At 54.4% G+C, this 17,718-nt stretch carries 18 protein-coding genes; 8 read left to right on the top strand and 10 right to left on the bottom strand.

Going from position 1 to position 17,718, the window contains the following annotated elements; genetic code table 11:
- Window positions 1–34 precede the first annotated feature (34 nt).
- The 3 genes from KNP76_RS12705 to KNP76_RS12695 all read right to left on the bottom strand — a co-directional run bounded on the left by KNP76_RS12705 (window position 35) and on the right by KNP76_RS12695 (window position 1,897).
- Window positions 35–187 (bottom strand): cysteine hydrolase family protein, encoded by a 153-nt coding sequence (locus tag KNP76_RS12705; RefSeq protein ID WP_214844737.1) that lies wholly within the window; start codon window positions 185–187, stop codon window positions 35–37.
- Window positions 188–252: 65 nt separating this feature from the next.
- A complete protein-coding gene (locus tag KNP76_RS12700) occupies window positions 253–981 on the bottom strand; it encodes an ABC transporter permease (RefSeq protein ID WP_214844736.1) in 729 nt (242 codons plus the stop codon).
- Complete coding sequence (locus KNP76_RS12695) at window positions 959–1,897, bottom strand: ABC transporter ATP-binding protein (protein WP_034804367.1); 939 nt, start codon at window positions 1,895–1,897, stop codon at window positions 959–961. Before KNP76_RS12695 ends, KNP76_RS12700 begins: the two co-directional genes overlap by 23 nt.
- A gap of 337 nt (window positions 1,898–2,234) precedes the next feature.
- Between KNP76_RS12695 and KNP76_RS12690 the strand changes: the two genes are divergently transcribed.
- From KNP76_RS12690 to KNP76_RS12665, 6 genes are all read left to right on the top strand, one after another.
- Window positions 2,235–5,081, top strand: a complete 2,847-nt coding sequence (locus KNP76_RS12690) for a 2-oxoglutarate dehydrogenase E1 component (RefSeq protein ID WP_214844735.1) — start codon at window positions 2,235–2,237, stop codon at window positions 5,079–5,081.
- A 19-nt stretch (window positions 5,082–5,100) separates the two neighbouring features.
- Entirely contained in the window at window positions 5,101–6,378 is a 1,278-nt protein-coding gene (gene odhB, locus KNP76_RS12685; RefSeq protein ID WP_214844734.1) for a 2-oxoglutarate dehydrogenase complex dihydrolipoyllysine-residue succinyltransferase, read from the top strand.
- A gap of 133 nt (window positions 6,379–6,511) precedes the next feature.
- Entirely contained in the window at window positions 6,512–7,183 is a 672-nt protein-coding gene (locus KNP76_RS12680; protein WP_371816244.1) for a DsbA family protein, read from the top strand.
- The gene (locus KNP76_RS12675; protein ID WP_034804358.1) at window positions 7,180–7,596 is read left to right on the top strand and encodes a disulfide oxidoreductase; all 417 of its coding nucleotides are present in this window, start codon (window positions 7,180–7,182) and stop codon (window positions 7,594–7,596) included. Before KNP76_RS12680 ends, KNP76_RS12675 begins: the two co-directional genes overlap by 4 nt.
- A 40-nt stretch (window positions 7,597–7,636) precedes the next feature.
- Window positions 7,637–8,188 carry an SCO family protein gene (locus KNP76_RS12670; protein WP_152545851.1) on the top strand — a complete coding sequence of 184 codons (552 nt, stop codon included), beginning with the start codon at window positions 7,637–7,639 and terminating at the stop codon, window positions 8,186–8,188.
- A gap of 191 nt (window positions 8,189–8,379) precedes the next feature.
- A complete protein-coding gene (locus tag KNP76_RS12665) occupies window positions 8,380–9,480 on the top strand; it encodes an MBL fold metallo-hydrolase (RefSeq protein WP_214844733.1) in 1,101 nt (366 codons plus the stop codon).
- A gap of 21 nt (window positions 9,481–9,501) precedes the next feature.
- On the opposite strand, the gene KNP76_RS12660 is transcribed toward KNP76_RS12665, so the two are convergent.
- From KNP76_RS12660 to trhA, 3 genes are all read right to left on the bottom strand, one after another.
- Window positions 9,502–10,716 carry an MFS transporter gene (locus tag KNP76_RS12660; RefSeq protein ID WP_214839907.1) on the bottom strand — a complete coding sequence of 405 codons (1,215 nt, stop codon included), beginning with the start codon at window positions 10,714–10,716 and terminating at the stop codon, window positions 9,502–9,504.
- A 97-nt stretch (window positions 10,717–10,813) separates the two neighbouring features.
- On the bottom strand, window positions 10,814–11,509 hold the full coding sequence (locus tag KNP76_RS12655) for a DsbA family oxidoreductase (RefSeq protein WP_214844732.1): 696 nt from the start codon (window positions 11,507–11,509) through the stop codon (window positions 10,814–10,816).
- Between the two features lie 86 nt (window positions 11,510–11,595).
- A complete protein-coding gene (gene trhA / locus KNP76_RS12650) occupies window positions 11,596–12,240 on the bottom strand; it encodes a PAQR family membrane homeostasis protein TrhA (RefSeq protein WP_214839903.1) in 645 nt (214 codons plus the stop codon).
- A 125-nt stretch (window positions 12,241–12,365) separates the two neighbouring features.
- Between trhA and KNP76_RS12645 the strand changes: the two genes are divergently transcribed.
- Window positions 12,366–12,887, top strand: coding sequence for a DUF1836 domain-containing protein (locus tag KNP76_RS12645; RefSeq protein ID WP_034816469.1), 522 nt, complete (start codon window positions 12,366–12,368; stop codon window positions 12,885–12,887).
- Window positions 12,888–12,929: 42 nt separating this feature from the next.
- Here the strand turns inward: KNP76_RS12645 and KNP76_RS12640 are convergent, their stop codons facing one another.
- From KNP76_RS12640 to KNP76_RS12625, 4 genes are all read right to left on the bottom strand, one after another.
- A complete protein-coding gene (locus tag KNP76_RS12640) occupies window positions 12,930–13,208 on the bottom strand; it encodes a hypothetical protein (RefSeq protein ID WP_034816467.1) in 279 nt (92 codons plus the stop codon).
- A gap of 13 nt (window positions 13,209–13,221) precedes the next feature.
- Window positions 13,222–13,836, bottom strand: a complete 615-nt coding sequence (locus KNP76_RS12635; RefSeq protein ID WP_211779823.1) for a PH domain-containing protein — start codon at window positions 13,834–13,836, stop codon at window positions 13,222–13,224.
- A 13-nt stretch (window positions 13,837–13,849) separates the two neighbouring features.
- Window positions 13,850–14,683 (bottom strand): aldo/keto reductase, encoded by an 834-nt coding sequence (locus KNP76_RS12630; RefSeq protein WP_214844731.1) that lies wholly within the window; start codon window positions 14,681–14,683, stop codon window positions 13,850–13,852.
- Window positions 14,684–14,744: 61 nt separating this feature from the next.
- Window positions 14,745–15,656: an MBL fold metallo-hydrolase gene (locus tag KNP76_RS12625; RefSeq protein WP_214844730.1), complete on the bottom strand. Its 912-nt coding sequence runs from the start codon at window positions 15,654–15,656 to the stop codon at window positions 14,745–14,747.
- A 362-nt stretch (window positions 15,657–16,018) separates the two neighbouring features.
- Between KNP76_RS12625 and abc-f the strand changes: the two genes are divergently transcribed.
- Window positions 16,019–17,710, top strand: coding sequence for a ribosomal protection-like ABC-F family protein (gene abc-f / locus KNP76_RS12620; protein ID WP_034804330.1), 1,692 nt, complete (start codon window positions 16,019–16,021; stop codon window positions 17,708–17,710).
- Window positions 17,711–17,718: the final 8 nt, after the last annotated feature.

The raw sequence follows: 17,718 nt of genomic DNA, 5'->3' as shown, positions 1-17,718 counted from the left end.
GTTTTTCACATCCGAACTCACGTTCATCCCATGCCTAAAGGCGGGCTATGCCCGGTATGGGCTTTCCTGCTCGTATAATCTGTAAAATCGGTTCGACAATCGGTTCAGTGTGGCGCAGCAGATCGTCCCCGCCGACAAAGTCGAAGTCGTTGAACATGTCGATGATGAGCAGTGCCGTCTTTCGCATACGTCTCCCTCCTAATGAAGTTTCTTTATAGTAGGGGAGTACCACTCCATCCGACCGTTTAACCGTTATTCGGCGAACGTTTTACTACGGAACATAAACGCCGTGATGATGTAGAAGGCGACGACATGGATGAAAACGTAGAGGGCGGAGAACCAAATCGTCACGTCCATCGTTTCCATGAAGCCTGGACTTTGGTAATAGACGGACAAATCGGTGTGCAAGAAGACGATCCATTTGGCGATGGCCGGCTTCCACGTGATGAGGAGACTGCCGATCATCGTCGACAGGAAGTTCGCGAGCACGGTGAAGCCGATGACGACGCCGGTCGATTTGAAGACGACCGAGAACATGAGCGTCAGAAAGATGACGAACACGCCGCTCGACACGCTGAGCAACAAGTTACGGAACTGTTCGAACGTCAAGTTCCCATCGAGCGTGAGCGCGAATACGTACGTCACGGCCAAGATGAAGATGAACTGGGCGAGCATGATGAGCAGGGCCGCCAACAGTTTTGATAAGAGGATCCGGTCCCGCGAATACGGGCTCATGAGCAAATGTTTCAACGTGTCGTACTTCAACTCATTCCCGATCATCTCGGCGGTGAAGACGATTGTGAAGATGCCGAGGAACGTCATCGCGGCCATCGCGGCGAAGTTGACGAACGTCTCGGCATCTCCGTCACCGCGGACGAGGACGTATGTCAAGATGATGATGGCCGTATACATACCGAGGGCGATGAACGGTTTAATCGTTCGGCGCCACTTCATAAATTCATTGGCTAGTAATGAACGCATTGTTCGTACCTCCTTCTTTTTTCGTCACTTTCAAGAATTGCTCCTCGAGCGTCTCGTGCTTCATGCCGATTTGATAGACGGACAAGCCACGGTCGACGAGCTGTTTCAATAGATGCGGAATGTCGCGCTCTGGGCGCGGAACGAGGAACGTCTCCGCCGACTGTTGGACAATCTTGACGTCGTCGAAGGCGAGCGCCGCCACGTCGAGCGCATCGTTCATGTGAGCCCGGTCCACTTTGCATAAAATGACACTTTCCGTCTGGAGTTCCCCGTCGCCACCTTGAACCGACTTGATTTGACCTTGGTCGATGATGGCGAAACGGTCCGTGATCATCTCCATCTCACTGAGCAAATGGCTCGAAATTAAAATGGCGATGCCACGGTGATCGGCGAGGTGCCGTAAGTATTGACGCAAGTCGGCGATTCCGGCCGGATCGAGCCCGTTCGTCGGCTCGTCCAAGATGAGCACTTTCGGGTTATGGAGGAGGGCGCGGGCAATCCCGAGTCGTTGCTTCATTCCGAGCGAGTATTGCTTCACTTTCATATCGAGTTTCGTCTCGAGCCCGACGAGTGCGCCGAGGGCGTTCAAATCGACTTTTTTAAGTCCCGGGATGAGATTCATCGCGTGAATCAAGTTTTCCCGACCCGTCAAATACGGATAGAAGGCCGGGTTCTCGACGATGGCTCCGATGCGACTGAGCGCTTGTTGACGATCGGTCGCGACGTCGAACCCGTCGACGGTCACCGTCCCATGTGTTGCGGGCATCAGACCCGTGATGATGCGAATCGTTGTCGTCTTTCCAGCTCCGTTTGGCCCAAGGAATCCGAAAATCTCACCCGGGACGACTTCAAAGCTGACGTTCGTCAATACGTTCGCTTTCCCCATTTTTTTGTGTACGTTTTGTACGGTTAACATGCTGTCACCTAGCTTTCGTTGAGAGTATTTACCAACTTGCTTACAACGGTATTACGGAGCAGCCTGAAACAAGGTTTCACCTTTTTTTGAAATCGATGAAACGGACGGGTCGGTTCACAATTTATTGATAAGGAAAACTTATTGAAATAGTATGGACGAATTGTGAATTTGAATGGGTCTTTCGAGTTGGAAAGGTGTAGTATGGAGGGGAGAGTAAGAGGCAAGATTTGGCTCTTTATCTAGTACGAATCAGAAGGATGAACTGCTTCGTGCTTAATGTTAAAATGAAAGCGTTCACACATAAGGGCGTTTAGGAACGGATAGGGGGATTTATTCAATGGGAGAGTCGTCGAACGGTCATGAGGCGTTACAATCATTTTACGGTCCAAACTTAGGCTATATCGTTGAATTGTACGAGCAATATTTGGAAGACCCAGAATCAGTCGATGCGGAGACGCGTCGCTATTTCGACAAGCATGGCGCACCGGAAACGGCGGTGCCGGAAACGCCGGTCGCGTCGTTTGATTTAGAGAAAGTCGTGGCAGCGACACGGCTGGTCAATGACATCCGGGCACTCGGCCATAAGGCGGCTGACATTTACCCGCTCAAAGACCATCCGCGCGAGCACGGCTTGTTTGCGTTTGACCGCTACGGGTTAGAAGAAGCGGACCTCAAACAGATCCCGGCCCACTTGTTGTCAGAAGACGTGCCAAAACAAGGAGCGACCGCTCTTGAGCTCGTCCGCCACTTGCTCGACGTGTACACGGACACGGTCGCCATCGAACTTCGTCACTTAGACGATATGGAAGAGAAACGCTGGATTCGTCGCCGGATTGAACAAGGCGCGCTCAAAGCGAAACTATCCAAAAATGAGAAAATCGAATTGTTCGAGCGACTCGCGGAGACCGAGTTGTTCGAATCGTTCCTTCATAAGACATACGTCGGTCAAAAACGGTTCTCGATCGAAGGACTTGACGCGATGGTCCCGCTCCTTGACGCGATGGTCGGAGGACTCATCTCAAGCGGTTCGGAACACATCAACATTGGTATGGCGCACCGCGGACGCTTGAACGTGCTCGCGCACGTGCTCGGGAAGCCGTACGAGATGATTTTCGCCGAGTTCCAACACGCGCCGAATAAAGAGCTGATCCCGTCGGAAGGTTCGATCGGTATCAACTTCGGTTGGTCGGGTGACGTGAAGTATCACCTCGGTCTCGACCGCAGAGTGCTCGAAGAGAAGAAAGAGGTACGATTGAACCTCGCGAACAACCCGAGTCACCTCGAGTTCGTCGGTGCCGTCGTCGAAGGGTACACACGTGCCGCACAAGACGACCGCTCGGAAAAAGGGATGGCCGTCCAACACGACGACAAAGCGGCATCGATTCTCATTCACGGGGATGCCGCCTTCCCGGGCCAAGGCATCGTCGCCGAGACGCTCAACATGACGAACTTGAACGGCTATCGCACGGCCGGCACAGTCCACGTCATCGCCAACAACACGATCGGCTTCACGACCGACCCGAGCGATTCGCGTTCGACGCGTTATGCGAGCGATATCGCCAAAGGATATGAAATCCCGGTCTTCCACGTGAACGCGGACGACCCGGAAGCGTGTATCGCCGTCGCCAAGCTATGCAGTGAATACCGTGCCAAGTTCCATAAAGACATCCTCGTCGACCTCGTCGGTTACCGCCGCTACGGTCATAACGAGATGGATGAGCCGATGAACACGAACCCGGTCCTCTATAAAGCGATCAAAGGCCACCAATCGGTCCGCCACGTCTACGCCGACGCACTCATCGCCGAGGGCGTCATGACGAAAGAGGACAAAGCGACGATTGAACAGTCGATTGAAGACCGTCTCAAATCGGCTCGTGACCTCGTCCCTTCAGAGGAAGAGGATTCAGACATCGTCATGCCGGAAGCCGTCTTCAAAGGGTTCCCGTCGGTCGAGACGGGTGTGAAACGAGAAGTCTTGAAACAAATCAACGACGAGCTGCTCGAATGGCCGGAAGGGTTCGGCGTGTTCCACAAACTGCAAAAAGTGCTCGACCGTCGCCGTGAGGCGTTCGGGGAGAACGGAAAAGTCGATTGGGGCCATGCCGAGACACTCGCCTATGCGTCCATCATCTCGGACGGCACACCGGTCCGCTTGAGCGGTCAAGACTCGGAGCGTGGGACGTTCGCGCAGCGTAACATCATGTTGAACGATGCGGAGACCGGGAAGAAGTTCTCGCCACTGCATCATCTATCGACAGCGAACGCGTCGTTCTCGGTATTCAACAGCCCGCTCTCAGAAGGCTCGGTGCTCGGCTTCGAATACGGCTACAACGTCTTCGCCCAAGACACGCTCGTCTTGTGGGAAGCGCAATATGGCGACTTCGCCAACTCGGCACAAGTCATGTTCGACCAGTTTATCTCGGCCGGACGGGCCAAATGGGGACAAAAGTCAGGTCTCGTCATGCTGTTGCCACACGGGTACGAAGGTCAAGGGCCGGAGCACTCGAGCGCACGGATGGAGCGTTACTTGACGCTCGCCGGCGAGAAGAACTGGACGGTCGCGAACCTCTCGACCGCCGCGCAATACTTCCACATTTTACGCCGCCAAGCGTTGATGCTCGGCACCGAACAAGTCCGTCCGATGATTATCATGACGCCGAAGAGCCTGCTTCGTCATCCGCTTGCAGCCTCGTCGGTCGAAGAATTGTCAGACGGAACGTTCTGTCCGATCGTCGAACAGCCAGGGTTAGGTGAACAGACGGACAAAGTCGAACGGCTCGTCTTCTGTTCCGGGAAGATGGCGATTGACCTTCAAGAAGCGACGATGAAGTCCGAGGAGTCGCTCGATTTCCTTCATATCATCCGGGTCGAAGAGATTTACCCGTTCCCGGTCCGTGAAATCCGTGAAGTCGTCAGCCGCTATCCGAACGCGAAGGAAATCGTCTGGGTCCAGGAAGAGCCGAAGAACATGGGTGCCTGGACGTATATCGAGCCACGTCTCGAAGCGGTTACAACGAACCGGTTGAACGTCCGTTACATCGGCCGTCGCCGTCGTTCGAGCCCGGCCGAGGGGAACCCAACGGCCCATAAGCAAGAACAAGCGCGCATCATCCGCGAAGCCATTTCGCGTGACGCCGTCTCGGCTGCTGCCGGCACGAGCACATACCAAAAAGATCGTAAATAAGTTAAGGGGGGAACTCATTGTGATCGAAATCAAAGTACCGGAGTTAGCAGAGTCCATTACGGAAGGAACGGTTGCTTCATGGCTCAAACAGCCAGGTGACCAAGTCGAAAAAGGGGAAGCCATCGTCGAACTCGAGACAGACAAAGTCAACATCGAGGTACCAGCCGATGAATCGGGTGTGCTAGAAGAGCAACTCGCCGGCGAAGGTGACACGGTCCAAGTCGGACAAGTCATCGCCCGTCTCGGTTCGGGATCAGGCGGCGGCACGGCTGTCGCGACGAAGACGAAGACGGAAGCACCGGCCGAAACGGCACCAGCTCCGGCTGAGCCGAAAGTCGAAACGCTCGAGGAAGCGAAAAAAGTTGAGCGTCGCGAAGAGCACGTCGCGAGCCCGGGCAAAGGACCAATCGCCACACCGGCAGCGCGTAAGCTTGCCCGTGAGAAAGGAATTGACCTTGCGGCGATTCAAACGAACGATCCGATGGGTCGCATCAACGTCCATGACGTGACGAGCCACGAATCGAAACCTGCGCCTGCGCCGAAGCAAGAAGCGCCGAAAGCACCAGCGGCGGCACCACAACCGGCAGCGAGTGGGAAGGAAGAAGAGCGCATCAAGATGACGCGCCGTCGCCAGACGATCGCGAACCGCCTCGTCGAAGTGCAACAGACGGCGGCAATGCTGACGACGTTCAACGAAATTGACATGTCAGCCGTCATGGCGCTCCGCAAACGCCGTCAAGAGAAGTTCGTCAAAGACAACGACGTCAAACTCGGTTTCATGTCATTCTTCACGAAAGCGGCCGTCGCGGCCCTCAAACGGATGCCGTACTTGAACGCCGAGATTCAAGGAAACGAGATCGTCTTGAAGAAGTACTATGACATCGGCATCGCCGTGTCGGCACCAGACGGCCTCGTCGTCCCGGTCGTCCGTGAAGCGGACCGTAAAAACTTCGGGGAGATTGAGAAGGATATCCTTCACCTCGCCGACAAGGCCCGTAACAATAAGCTTGGGCTTAGTGACCTCACAGGCGGCACGTTCACGATCACGAACGGTGGCGTGTTCGGCTCGCTCTTGTCGACACCGATCTTGAACGGCCCACAAGTCGCCATCCTGGGGATGCACTCGATTCAACTCCGTCCAATCGCCATCGACGCGGACACGATGGAGAACCGCCCGATGATGTACGTGGCGCTCTCGTATGACCACCGCATCGTCGATGGGCGTGAGGCCGTGACGTTCCTCAAACACATCAAAGACATGATTGAAGACCCAGAGCAGTTGTTGTTCGAAGCGTAAGGGAATAAGGCCTAAGGGAAGGATGCATCCAGAGCGATGCGTCCTTCCCTTAGGCCATGAAAAAAGTGTGAGTCGATTTTTGTGGATTAGGATAGCGCTTTCGATATAATGGAGACGACATAAAGACATAGAGGTGAAGACAGTGAAACAAAATAAAGTATTGGTCCTCTTGACGCTCGTCGCCGTCGCATTGATTGCGGTCGTCGTCGTGCTGTTGAACCGGCCGGCTGACCAAGCCGAGACGGCCGTGAAGGGAGAGCACGTGGCGACGACCGGACAGCCAACGATTGGGGTAGCGGATGCGCCGGTATCGGTCGTCGAGTTCGGGGATTATAAGTGTCCGTCGTGTAAGCAGTGGGGCGAGATGGTCTATCCAAAGTTAAAAGAAGACTACATCGACACGGGCAAGGTGAGCTTCAGCTACATAAACGTCCTCTTCCACGGGCAAGAGTCGATTTTAGCAGCACTCGCCTCGGAATCGGTATACGTTCAGGACCCGGATGCGTTCTGGGACTTCCATAAGGCGGTATATGACGCCCAACCCGCGAGTCAGCACCACGATGAGGCGTGGGTGACGGTCGAGCGTTTGACCGAGATTGCCGAAGCGACGACGTCGGTCGACATCGAGCAGCTCAAGACGGACTTGAGTGAGAACTCGAGCGTGCTCGAAAAAGTGAGTCACGATGACGGGCTCGTCAAAGAGAACGACGTGCGCCTCACGCCGACGATTATGATTAACGGGGTCGTCCTCGATAACCCGTTCGATTATGAGGCGATCACGCGATTGATTGAGAATGACTTATGATGAGATCGTTCTTTAATCGGTATGGGCTTTACGCAGCTTGGCTCGTCTCGCTGACAGCGACGCTTGGGAGCCTGTATTTCAGCGAGATTCGGGAGTTCGTCCCATGTGAACTTTGTTGGGTGCAACGCATCTTTATGTATCCGCTCACGTTCCTGCTCGGCATGGCCGTCTTCACGGACGACCGCGCCGTCAAAAAATATGTGTTGCCATTGGCGATTGTCGGAGGCTCGGTCTCGTTTTATCATTATCTGGTCCAAAAAGTACCGGGTTTTGCCGATATCAAACCGTGTGTCCAAGGGGTGCCATGTAACGTGCAATACATCAACTGGTTCGGCTTCGTGACGATCCCGTTCCTCGCGTTGACAGCGTTCACGATCATCACGCTCCTGTTGCTTTTCGTAAAAAAACGTTAAGGAGTTGGCTAGATTGAAAAAAGGAATTCTCGTGGCATTCATGAGCCTGTTCGTCGTGCTCGCCGCCTGTAGTAACGAAATCGAAGACCCGCTCAACTGGGACATCGAATCGTTCGATTATATGAACCAAGAGGAAGAACAAGTGAGTCTTGCCGACTTAAATGGCAAAGTGTGGATGGCCGACTTCGTGTTCACGAGCTGTGAGACGGTCTGTCCGCCGATGACGTTCAATATGTCGAAGTTAAATGACGCACTCGTCGAGGAAGGGGTCGAGGACGTCCAATTCGTCTCGTTCAGCGTCGACCCGACCGTCGACACGCCGGAAAAAATCAAAGCGTTCATGGCGGACTATGACCTGGCAAACGCCGACTGGCAGTTCTTGACGGGCTATTCGCAAGAAGAGATTGAGACGTTCGCGCAAGAGAACTTCAAGGCGCTCGTCCGGAAACCGGAAGCAGGGACGCAAGTCGATCATGCGACGTGGTTCTATCTCGTCGACCAGGACGGGAAGATCGTAAAGGCGTATCCTGGATTCCAAGATGTGCCGTATGAAGACATCATCAACGATATTAAAATTTTGCAGAAGTCCTGATGCATGAGCATCGGGACTTTTTTTTAAGACGAACGATTGACAGGTTGGTTCAGACTTGAAGCGCGAGAAGAGAATCTATCTAAACCAAAAACGGCATTAGCGAAAGTTCGGCACGTTTCGTGAATGAAGAATCATGCGCATTCCGCTACTTCGTCGTATAATGAGACAAACATCATCATATGGGGAAGAGGATGAACGTGAAAAAGACGCTATTGTTTTCATTGATTGGCATGGCCGCCGTGACCGGTACCGTGCTCACACAGTATAAACCGCTTGGTCGTAAACCGAAGGCACTCGAGTCACCGCATCTGGTGAACGGCAAGTTCCGTAATTTGCTCGATACGCCGATGCGTTTCTCGACAGATGATATGATTTCGATGTCGCGTGATTATGTGAATGTGAACTCACGACGCAAGCCGAGCGCACCGCTTCCAATTGTTCCAATCGATTTCTCAGAGAAACTCGGTTCGAGCTTCACGCGCGTCTACTGGCTCGGCCATTCGGCGCTACTCGTTCAAATGGACGGGAAGACGATGCTCGTCGACCCGATGTTCGGCCGTAGCCCGTCGCCGCTCCCATTTGCGAAGAACGAGCGGTTCAGTGAAGACTTGCCGTTCGAACTCGATGACTTGCCGGACATCGATGTCGTCTTACTCACGCACGACCATTACGACCATTTGGATTACGCATCGATTCAAGCGATTCAAGACCGAGTCGCGACGTTCATTGTCCCGCTCGGCGTCGGCAGTCACTTGAAGCGGTGGGGCATCGGGGCCGAACGCATCGTCGAACGTGATTGGGGCGATTCGTATACGTTCGGGTCATGGACGTTCGTCTGTACACCGGCCCGTCACTTCTCCGGCCGTTCGCTCACGGACCGCAACGCGACGCTTTGGGCGTCATGGGTCGTCATCGGCGAGACGGACCGTCTGTTCTTCAGCGGGGACGGTGGCTACGGTCCGCACTTCAAAGAGATTGGTGATACTTATGGCCCGTTCGACTTCGCGGCGCTCGAGTGTGGCCAATACGATGAACGCTGGCCGGACGTGCACATGCAGCCGCATGAGACGGCGCAGGCGTTTCATGACGTGCGGGCCGACAAAGTACTCCCGATTCATTGGGGCGCGTTCACCTTGTCGTTCCATGACTGGTTCGACCCAGCTGAGCAGATGGTCACGCTCTTACCGAAAGACGACGTCTTGACGCCGGTGATCGGGGAGCGCATCACGCTCGACGGACGGAACGACACGAAAACGTGGTGGCGGGAAATCGAAGACACGAACAAGCGGTGACCGACTCGGTCACCGCTTTTCTTACGAAGAGAGGCGTTCGGCCTCCTCTTTCTCGATATGGAGTTCGTGTTTCCGTGTATAGACGAGGAACGCCCCCGTCATGAGGATGGAGCTAATTCCGAACAAGACGACCATGAGCTGTAGGCCGATCAAGTCGAGGAAGAAGCCCGTGACGAGCAAGACGACTTGGAAGACGATCCGATCGAGCATGTTCCGGAACGAGAAGAAGCGACCGTGATAGTCCTTTGGCATCCGTGTCTGGAAGATCGTCACCGCGGTCGGGAAGAAGCAGCCGACCGAGAAGCCGAACAGGACGAAGGCCGCGATGGAGACGGCCGGGATATCGGCGAAGTAGAGCATGAGCTGGGCGACGCCGATCAAGAACGAGAACGTGAACAAGATCGAGAACACCGAGAACTTTTCGCCGATCCGTTTGATGAGGAAGGCCCCGGCCATGAAGGCGATTCCTTCCGCCGTGTAAATCCAGCCTTTAATCGCCGTCGAATCTTGCAGTTCACTGATGTTGATGACGAGCAAATTGAACCCGCCGATGAAGAGGAGCGGGATGAGCGTCATGACGAGCGTCATGAAGATGACCGGGATCGACTTGATGATTGGGAAGACATCCTTGAAGCCGCCAGTCGACTTGTCGACTTTCTTCGCGGACGGGACGGCCGTCTCGTCAATCTTCAGGAACCACGTCGCCACGGCTAGAAGTAAATAGGCGACGAGCGAGAGTGCATACACGTCCCGAAGCGAGATGAGTGTGAGCAAAATCCCGGCGATGGCCGTCCCAATGACACGAGACAACGTCGACACGTTCATATGGATACCGTTCAAGGCGAGCAACTCGCGTTCTTTGACGATGAGCGGGATGGCCGCCTGGAGCGCGGGGAAGTAGAACGCGGCCGAGCCTTGTAGGAAGACGAGGAAGACGACCATCCAGAGGACGCTGCCCGTCTCGATGGCGACGAACATGAACAGGACGCTCAGCGCCCGGACGACGCTTGAGATGAGCATGATTTTCTTTTTCGAGCCTTGATCGGTGAGTCGACCCGCGAGCGGCCCGATGGCGACCCCGGCGAGCAATCCACCGGCTAAGATGAGCGCCTTGACGAAATCAGACGGCACTTTCTCCTGCATGAACTCCAAGTTGCCGATGATGCCGAGCCAAAGCCCGAGACCGGCGACGAACTCGCCGGTCAAGATGATCCAGACGTTGCGATTTTTCCACATATGGTTAAGTCCTCGATTCTTATTAGCTAATAATAATTATCCTTCAGAACGATTTAGAAAGCTACAAAAAAGAAGCCGGGATTCGGCTTCTTACAAATTAAATATCACAGTTGTCATCCGTGCACGTCGCACCGCCCGAAATCACTTGAAGCGTCGGTGCCGATTCGGCCCACGTCTTCTCGAGCACTTGCGTGAACGCCTCGGTCGGTTGCGCACCTGAGACGCCATATTTATTGTCAAAGACGAAGAACGGGACGCCTGTGATGCCGAGGTCGCTCGCGCGTTTCTCTTCGGCACGGACGTCTTCCGTGTACACGTCTGACGCGAGCACGTCTTTCACGGCGTTCGCATCGAGTCCGACACTCGTCGCGATCTCGACGAGGACGTCGTGGTCACCGATATGTTTCGCGTCGACGAAGTACGCCTTGAGCAGTGCTTCCGACAGTTCTTTCTCTTTCCCGACCGTCTTCGCGTAGTGCGTCAACCGGTGCGAGTCGAGCGTGCCCGTGACGACCATGTTGTCGAAGTCGTAGTCGAGACCGACCGTGCGGGCCTGCGCGGCGACTTGCAGCGTCGTCGTTTTCGCCTGCTCGAGCGGCATGTTGTACTTCTTGGCGAGCACTTCATAAATCGAGCGTGAATCGGTCGTCGGGGCGTTCGGGTCGAGCTCAAAGCTCTTGAACTCCACCTCGACGTGGTCCGCGTGCGGGAACTGTTCGAGTGCTTCTTCTAAACGGCGCTTGCCGATATAACAGAACGGGCAGACATAATCTGACCAAACTTCAATTTTCATATTCAATCCCTCCTATCGTCAGTGTAAGATGTCTTGAATTCGAAGTAAATGAATGTGCTCAACAAAAAAGCCCTCACGAGGAGGACTTAAAACACATACCAGAACACGCAGACGAAGTGGGCGAAGCTACCGAACAAGATGAACAAGTGGAATACCTCGTGGAAGCCCCAACCGCGCCAGTTGACGAATTTCGGTTTGAAGCCGTAAATAAGTCCCCCAATCGTATACATGACGCCACCGAGGACGAGCCAGAAGATGCCGGCGTTACCGATGACGCTATGAAGAGGGCCGATGAAGAACACCGATAGCCAGCCCATTCCAATATAAAGTGCCGTCGAGAGGAAACGCGGCGCGTGGAACCAGACGAGTTTGAAGATGATTCCGAACAAGGCGAGGGCGTGGACGGTGCCGAACAGCACCCAACGCGTCGGGCCTTCGAGCGCAAGGAGCGTGAGCGGGGCATACGTCCCGGCGATCAACGCATAAATCATCGCATGATCGATTCTTCGGAAGAAGGCGATCACATTCGGCGAGGCGATGATGCTGTGGTAAAGACCGGACGATAAGTATAAAAAGACGAGACTGATGCCGAATAAAATCGCCGCCATGATCGCAAGCGGCTCCCCGAGCATCGATGCTTTCACCGTCATCGCAATCAACGCGACAAATGCGAGCACGGCCCCGGCCAAATGGGTCAGTGCGTTAATCGGTTCCCGAAAAATCGAATTCATGTAAAACACTCCTTATCACATCATGTAGTATCCATAACTACATGATAAGCTGAACACATGAAAACAACAAGGTTTTTGTTTCGACAAACCGGGTTTATTCGTATACTGAAGGAGAGGTGATGTAGATGAAGCCGACCGATATCGTCCAGACGGAAGGGACGCTCCCGAAGCAGGTGCTCCCGACGATCGACTTGTATATGGACCAAGTCATCCAACTGTTCGAGCAACATTATGAGAAGATGAAGCGCGACGAGACCGAGACGATTTTAACGAAGACGATGATCAACAACTATGCCAAAGGCAAGCTGTTTCATCCCGTCAAAAATAAGAAGTACACAAACGAGCACTTGATGCTACTCAGCCTGATTTATGAGATGAAGGGCTTACTTTCAATCAACGACATCAAAGAGACGCTCCGTCCGCTAAATGAATCGGACGAAGGTTTCTCGCTCGAGGACTTCTATGATGCGTATCAAGTTCAGAAGGTGGAGAACATGCAGGCGTTCGAGACGCAGGCCGAGACGATGCTCGATAACGTCCTTTCAAAGGACAGTGACATCCAGCGCGCGCTCGCCATCGCCTCGGCCGTTCACATGAGCCACTTGTATCAAAGACTCGCCGAGCGATTGATTGACGAAGGCAAATGAAAACGTCCGCTAGCACCGAGGTCGGGAGTCTAGCGGACGTTTTCACGTCTGGCGCTCGCGTTCGACGCGCACACCTTTGTTGTAAAGCGTTACGACGAGTAGTGGCGCTACGTAACTGATGGCGACGACGAAGACCACTGGCCAAACTGTATGTTGGTCATAAAAAAGGTTCGAGAACACATAACTGAGTGCTGCGACGATGACGACGTGGACGAGCGGATGAAGCTGTCTAACCAGCGCATTGAGCACACTGCTGATGAATACGGTCAAAATCGAAAGCATGAACAAGCCGAACAGAATCAACAGCCACATGAGGTCCATACGTCACCGCCTATTAGTTGTTAATATACTTCTCGAACACGTCACCGAAATCTTTTCGGTTCCACTCATGATAGTGACCTTGGAGCCAGTCGAAGCTCTGTTCGTTCAACTGTTTGAACGTCGACGCGACGTTCATGTCGCCTTGGCGCAGCCCGCTCAAAATCGACACCGAGTGGGTGAGCGACGTGTTGGCGAACTCCATCATCTTTCGGCCTTCGCGCTGTTTCTCGGCGATGGCGAGGAGTGATTTGTACAAGTCTTTCACATGCTCAATCTGTTTCTTGTTCACGTCGATGGAGTACGGTTTGTCGCCAATCGTGAACTTGATCTCGACGTCTAAGTCGACCGTGCCGGCCGTCTCGAACATGACGTCGTGGAGCGGGAATTGGACGTACGGATAGCGATATAAGACGCGCTTCGAACTCATCGCGCTCGTCCCGTCGAGGTGAATCATCGCCAGGTTCGTGAAACAGTATTCGTCTGATTTCGATTTGATTAAGAAGTAAATCTTCTCATTGTCCTCATGCAACACATAATCATCCGAGTCCGCTTTGTCGAAGTCTTGCGGATCGATCACTTCACCGATATCGCTGAAACCGGTCAAATCAGAGGCTAATTTTTTGAACATGTGGCGTCGCTCCTTAGTAATGGATTTTGTGCATCTCGTTCGGGTCGGACCCGGTCCGCTCGTTCCGGTTCAGCCCGTCGATCGCGTGCATCTCTTCTTTCGTCAACGTGAAGTCAAACACCTGGATGTTCTCTTGAATTCGACTCGGTGTGACCGATTTCGGGATGACGGCGACGCCGTTTTGCAAGTGCCAGCGCAAGATGACTTGGGCCGGTGACTTGCCGTGTCTCGCCGCGATGTCCGTAATGACCGGGTCTGTGAGCGCCTCGCGGCCTTTCATGAGCGGGCTCCACGCTTGAATTTGAATGTCATAGCGTTGACAGAATGCAATCAATTCTTTTTGGGACAAGTATGGGTGAATCTCGACTTGGTTCACGGCCGGGACGATGGAGCATGACTGGATGATTTGCTCGAGGTGGCTGACCTCGAAGTTCGAGACGCCGATGGCCCGGACCTTGCCTTCCTCGTACAGTTGCTCGAGCGCCTTATACGTCTCGACGAACTTGCCGAAGCGTGGCATCGGCCAATGAATCAGGAACAAGTCGACATAGTCGAGCCCGAGCCGGTCGAGGCTGTCCTCGAACGCTTGGAGCGCCTCGTCGAAGCCGTGGAACTCGTTCCACAGTTTCGTCGTCACGAATATCTCTTCGCGCGGGACGTTCGATTCCAGAATCGCGCGTCCGACGCTTTCTTCGTTCTGATAGATGGCGGCCGTGTCGATCAATCGGTAACCGGCGTCAAGCGCCGCTTTCACCGTATCGAACGTCACCGAGCCGTCTTCGACTTTGTACACGCCGAGCCCGAGCATCGGCATGTTGACATCATTGTTGAGCGTTGTCCATTCCATTTTGATTCCCTCCCTATCACCTCTAACGTTACCGAAATTTGTTCGAAAGTGGAAGTGAAAGCTACAGCGTAATGCTTTCGCCGTGCGCTTTAATCACGATTTGGTCACGTTCGAGTTTCGCAGCGGCGACGAGTCGCGCGTAAGGCTCTTCGACCGGCTCGTACGACAAGACAAACGTGTCCCAATGCATCGGGAAGAATCGTTTCGCGCCACTCTGTTTGAACATCGTCCACGCCTGTTCCGGCGTGCAGTGCGCTTCTTGGAACGAGTCCGGCTGATAGGCGCCGATCGGGAAGAAGGCGAGGTCGATCGGCTCCTTGTTCGCGAGTCCGTTGAACGATTCGGTATAGGCCGTGTCACCGGCGAACAGCATACGGACGCCTTTATATTTCAAGACGTAGCCGTTATACCCCATATGTTTGTCCCATGGGAAGCGGTTGCCCCAGTGGGCGACGGGAATGGCGTGCACGTGTAGCCCGCTTGCGAGCGTCAACTTGTCGTGCGGGTGCATCTCGAGCGTCTGCAGGCTCGGATATTTGCGTAACAGCTTGCTCGTCCCCGGGGCCGAGATGACGACCGTGTCCGGCGTGATGAGCCGCTTCAAACTTTTACGGTCGAAATGATCCATATGGGCGTGACTAAGTAAAATCACGTCGACAGGGCCGACTTCTTCAATGGAGAGGGCGGGCGCGGTATGCCGCTTCATCCCGAACGTGATGGGACCGAGGTGGACGCCGATTCGCTTCGAGAACACCGGATCGGTCAAAATCTTCAAACCATACCAATGGATGAGGACGGTCGAATGGCCAACCCACGTGGCGCTGACCGTCGTCTCATCAAATGAGGCGAGGTCCGGCTTGACCGATGGGACTTTATAAGCCGGTCGAGGCAATCTTCGTTTCAAACGTGTATAAAGGAACGTGCCGACGCTCGCGAGGACGGCGCTCGGGACGAGTAGGGTTCGTAGTCTCATGTCAGTCTCCTCATTCATTCTAAGATGGCTTCATCATACCGCTCAGACGCCGAACCTGCATCAGCCCAAAGCCGTAGAAACGATGGGAGATTGTGGGGGAGGTTGCGAATCCGCTTCCAATTTGGTACGGTGGACATAACTTAGGAAAGGAAGGTACACCGTGCCATGAAAAAGTCACACACACTCAACTGATGAAACAAGTCAGCACTGTTCGCACGAACAGTCACGGGTGAAGTGTGTCCAATTTCAGGCGACGGGGGTAACCCTTCTTTCCGCTTGACCGGAGATCTTCACACCACCGCTTGTCGCGGATGGTGTTTTTTGTTTCATCGCGTATCAGAACAATTTGCGAGGTGAGACATATGTTATCCATCAAACAAGTCCGGTTCGATTACGACCGGCAACCTTTATTTCAAAATGTTTCTTTTGACGTCGCGACTGGGGAGCACGCCGTCTTGTTCGGACAGAACGGGTCGGGGAAGACGACGTTATTCAACTTGATTGTCGGGGCGCTCACGCCAGAAGCCGGTTCAATTGAGCGGCACGGAACGCTTGGGGTCGTCGAACAGACGCTCGAAGAATCGGACGAGACGCTGCTCTCGTACGTCATGCGCGGCGACCATGTGCGTTTCTCTTTATATGAGGACGTCATGTCAGGTGAGGCGGAGCGTGTCATGCGAGCGTATGATAAGGCGTTAGAGACTGGGGCATATCGTCTCGAGGGGGAAGCGAAACACGCGCTCAAGCAACTCGGCCTTACTCATGAAGAGAGACGATTGTCCGAGTTGAGCGGTGGCGAACGGACGCGAGCCCAACTGGCACGACTGACATTGCAACAAGTCGACATCGTCTTGCTCGATGAACCGACGAACCATCTCGACGTCACGTCAATCGAATGGTTGACCGACTGGGTGCGCGAATTTCAAGGGACAGTACTCACCATCTCACACGACCGACAGTTCATCGAGGACGTGGCCGACGTCATCCTCGAGCTTGAGGAGGGGCGCGTCACGCGTTACCCGGGAAATTACACGACGTACACGACACAAAAACGCGACGAAGCGCGACGGGACGAGCGAGCCCATGCCCGCTATGTGGCAAGGAAGTCGGAGTTGCTCGACATGATTGCCCAATATAAGGGCTGGCACTTGAAAGCGAAAGCGACGGCGAGTGTCCGCAGCCCCGGTGCCCAAAAAGGCGCGGCAAACTTGGCCGTCAAGATGAAGGCACGCGTTCGAAAGCTCGAACAGCTCGAGGCGTCTCGTCCGAACCGACCGAAAGAAACGGCCCACGTGCACGTCCAATTCCACGCCGAACCGCTCGAAGCGAAGACATGGGTGACGTGTGAATCGGTCTCGTTCGGTTATGAGGATCCGTTGTTTACGGACGTTTCGTTTTCGATTGAGCGAAACGACCGCATCTCGATTGTCGGAGCAAACGGTTCGGGCAAGACGACGCTGTTAAAGCTCATCCTCGGCGAGCTCGAACCGGCGTCTGGAATGGTCAAACGCCATCCGCGCCTGAAGATTGGCTACTTCTCACAGACGCTCGAACGGCTCCCACAGGACGGGACGCTCCTCGAGGCGCTCCTCGCGGAGAGCGATTTGTCGGAGACCGAGGCGCGGACGTTGCTCGCGCACTTCTTGTTCCGACGCGACGAGGTGTATAAGCCGATGCGCGACGCGAGCATGGGGGAGAAATGCCGAATCGCTTTTCTCATCCTTTACTTCTCGGACGCGCAGCTGCTCGCCCTCGATGAACCGACGAACTATTTGGATGTCGCTACGCGGGAACAGATCGAGGCCGCACTCGAGCTGTATCCGGGCGGGCTCATCTTGATTTCACATGACCGGACGTTCCATCGGTTGACGAACCGGGTCATCGAGCTCGGGGTTGGCGTATTGATTCGGGACCGCGACCCGCGCCCGGCAGCGGACGTCGAGGCGACGCTTCGGACGATGGAAACGCTTCGGGATACCGAACAATTTTTTGTCGACGAGGCAGGAAACCTTTTACCGTTTGACGAATCCGAACAAAGGAAACGAAACGAGTAGGAGTGGAG

Source organism: Exiguobacterium sp. s150 (assembly GCF_018618435.1).
In the GTDB taxonomy this organism is placed as follows: domain Bacteria; phylum Bacillota; class Bacilli; order Exiguobacteriales; family Exiguobacteriaceae; genus Exiguobacterium; species Exiguobacterium alkaliphilum.
This window is presented reverse-complemented; position numbering and strand designations above follow the sequence as displayed.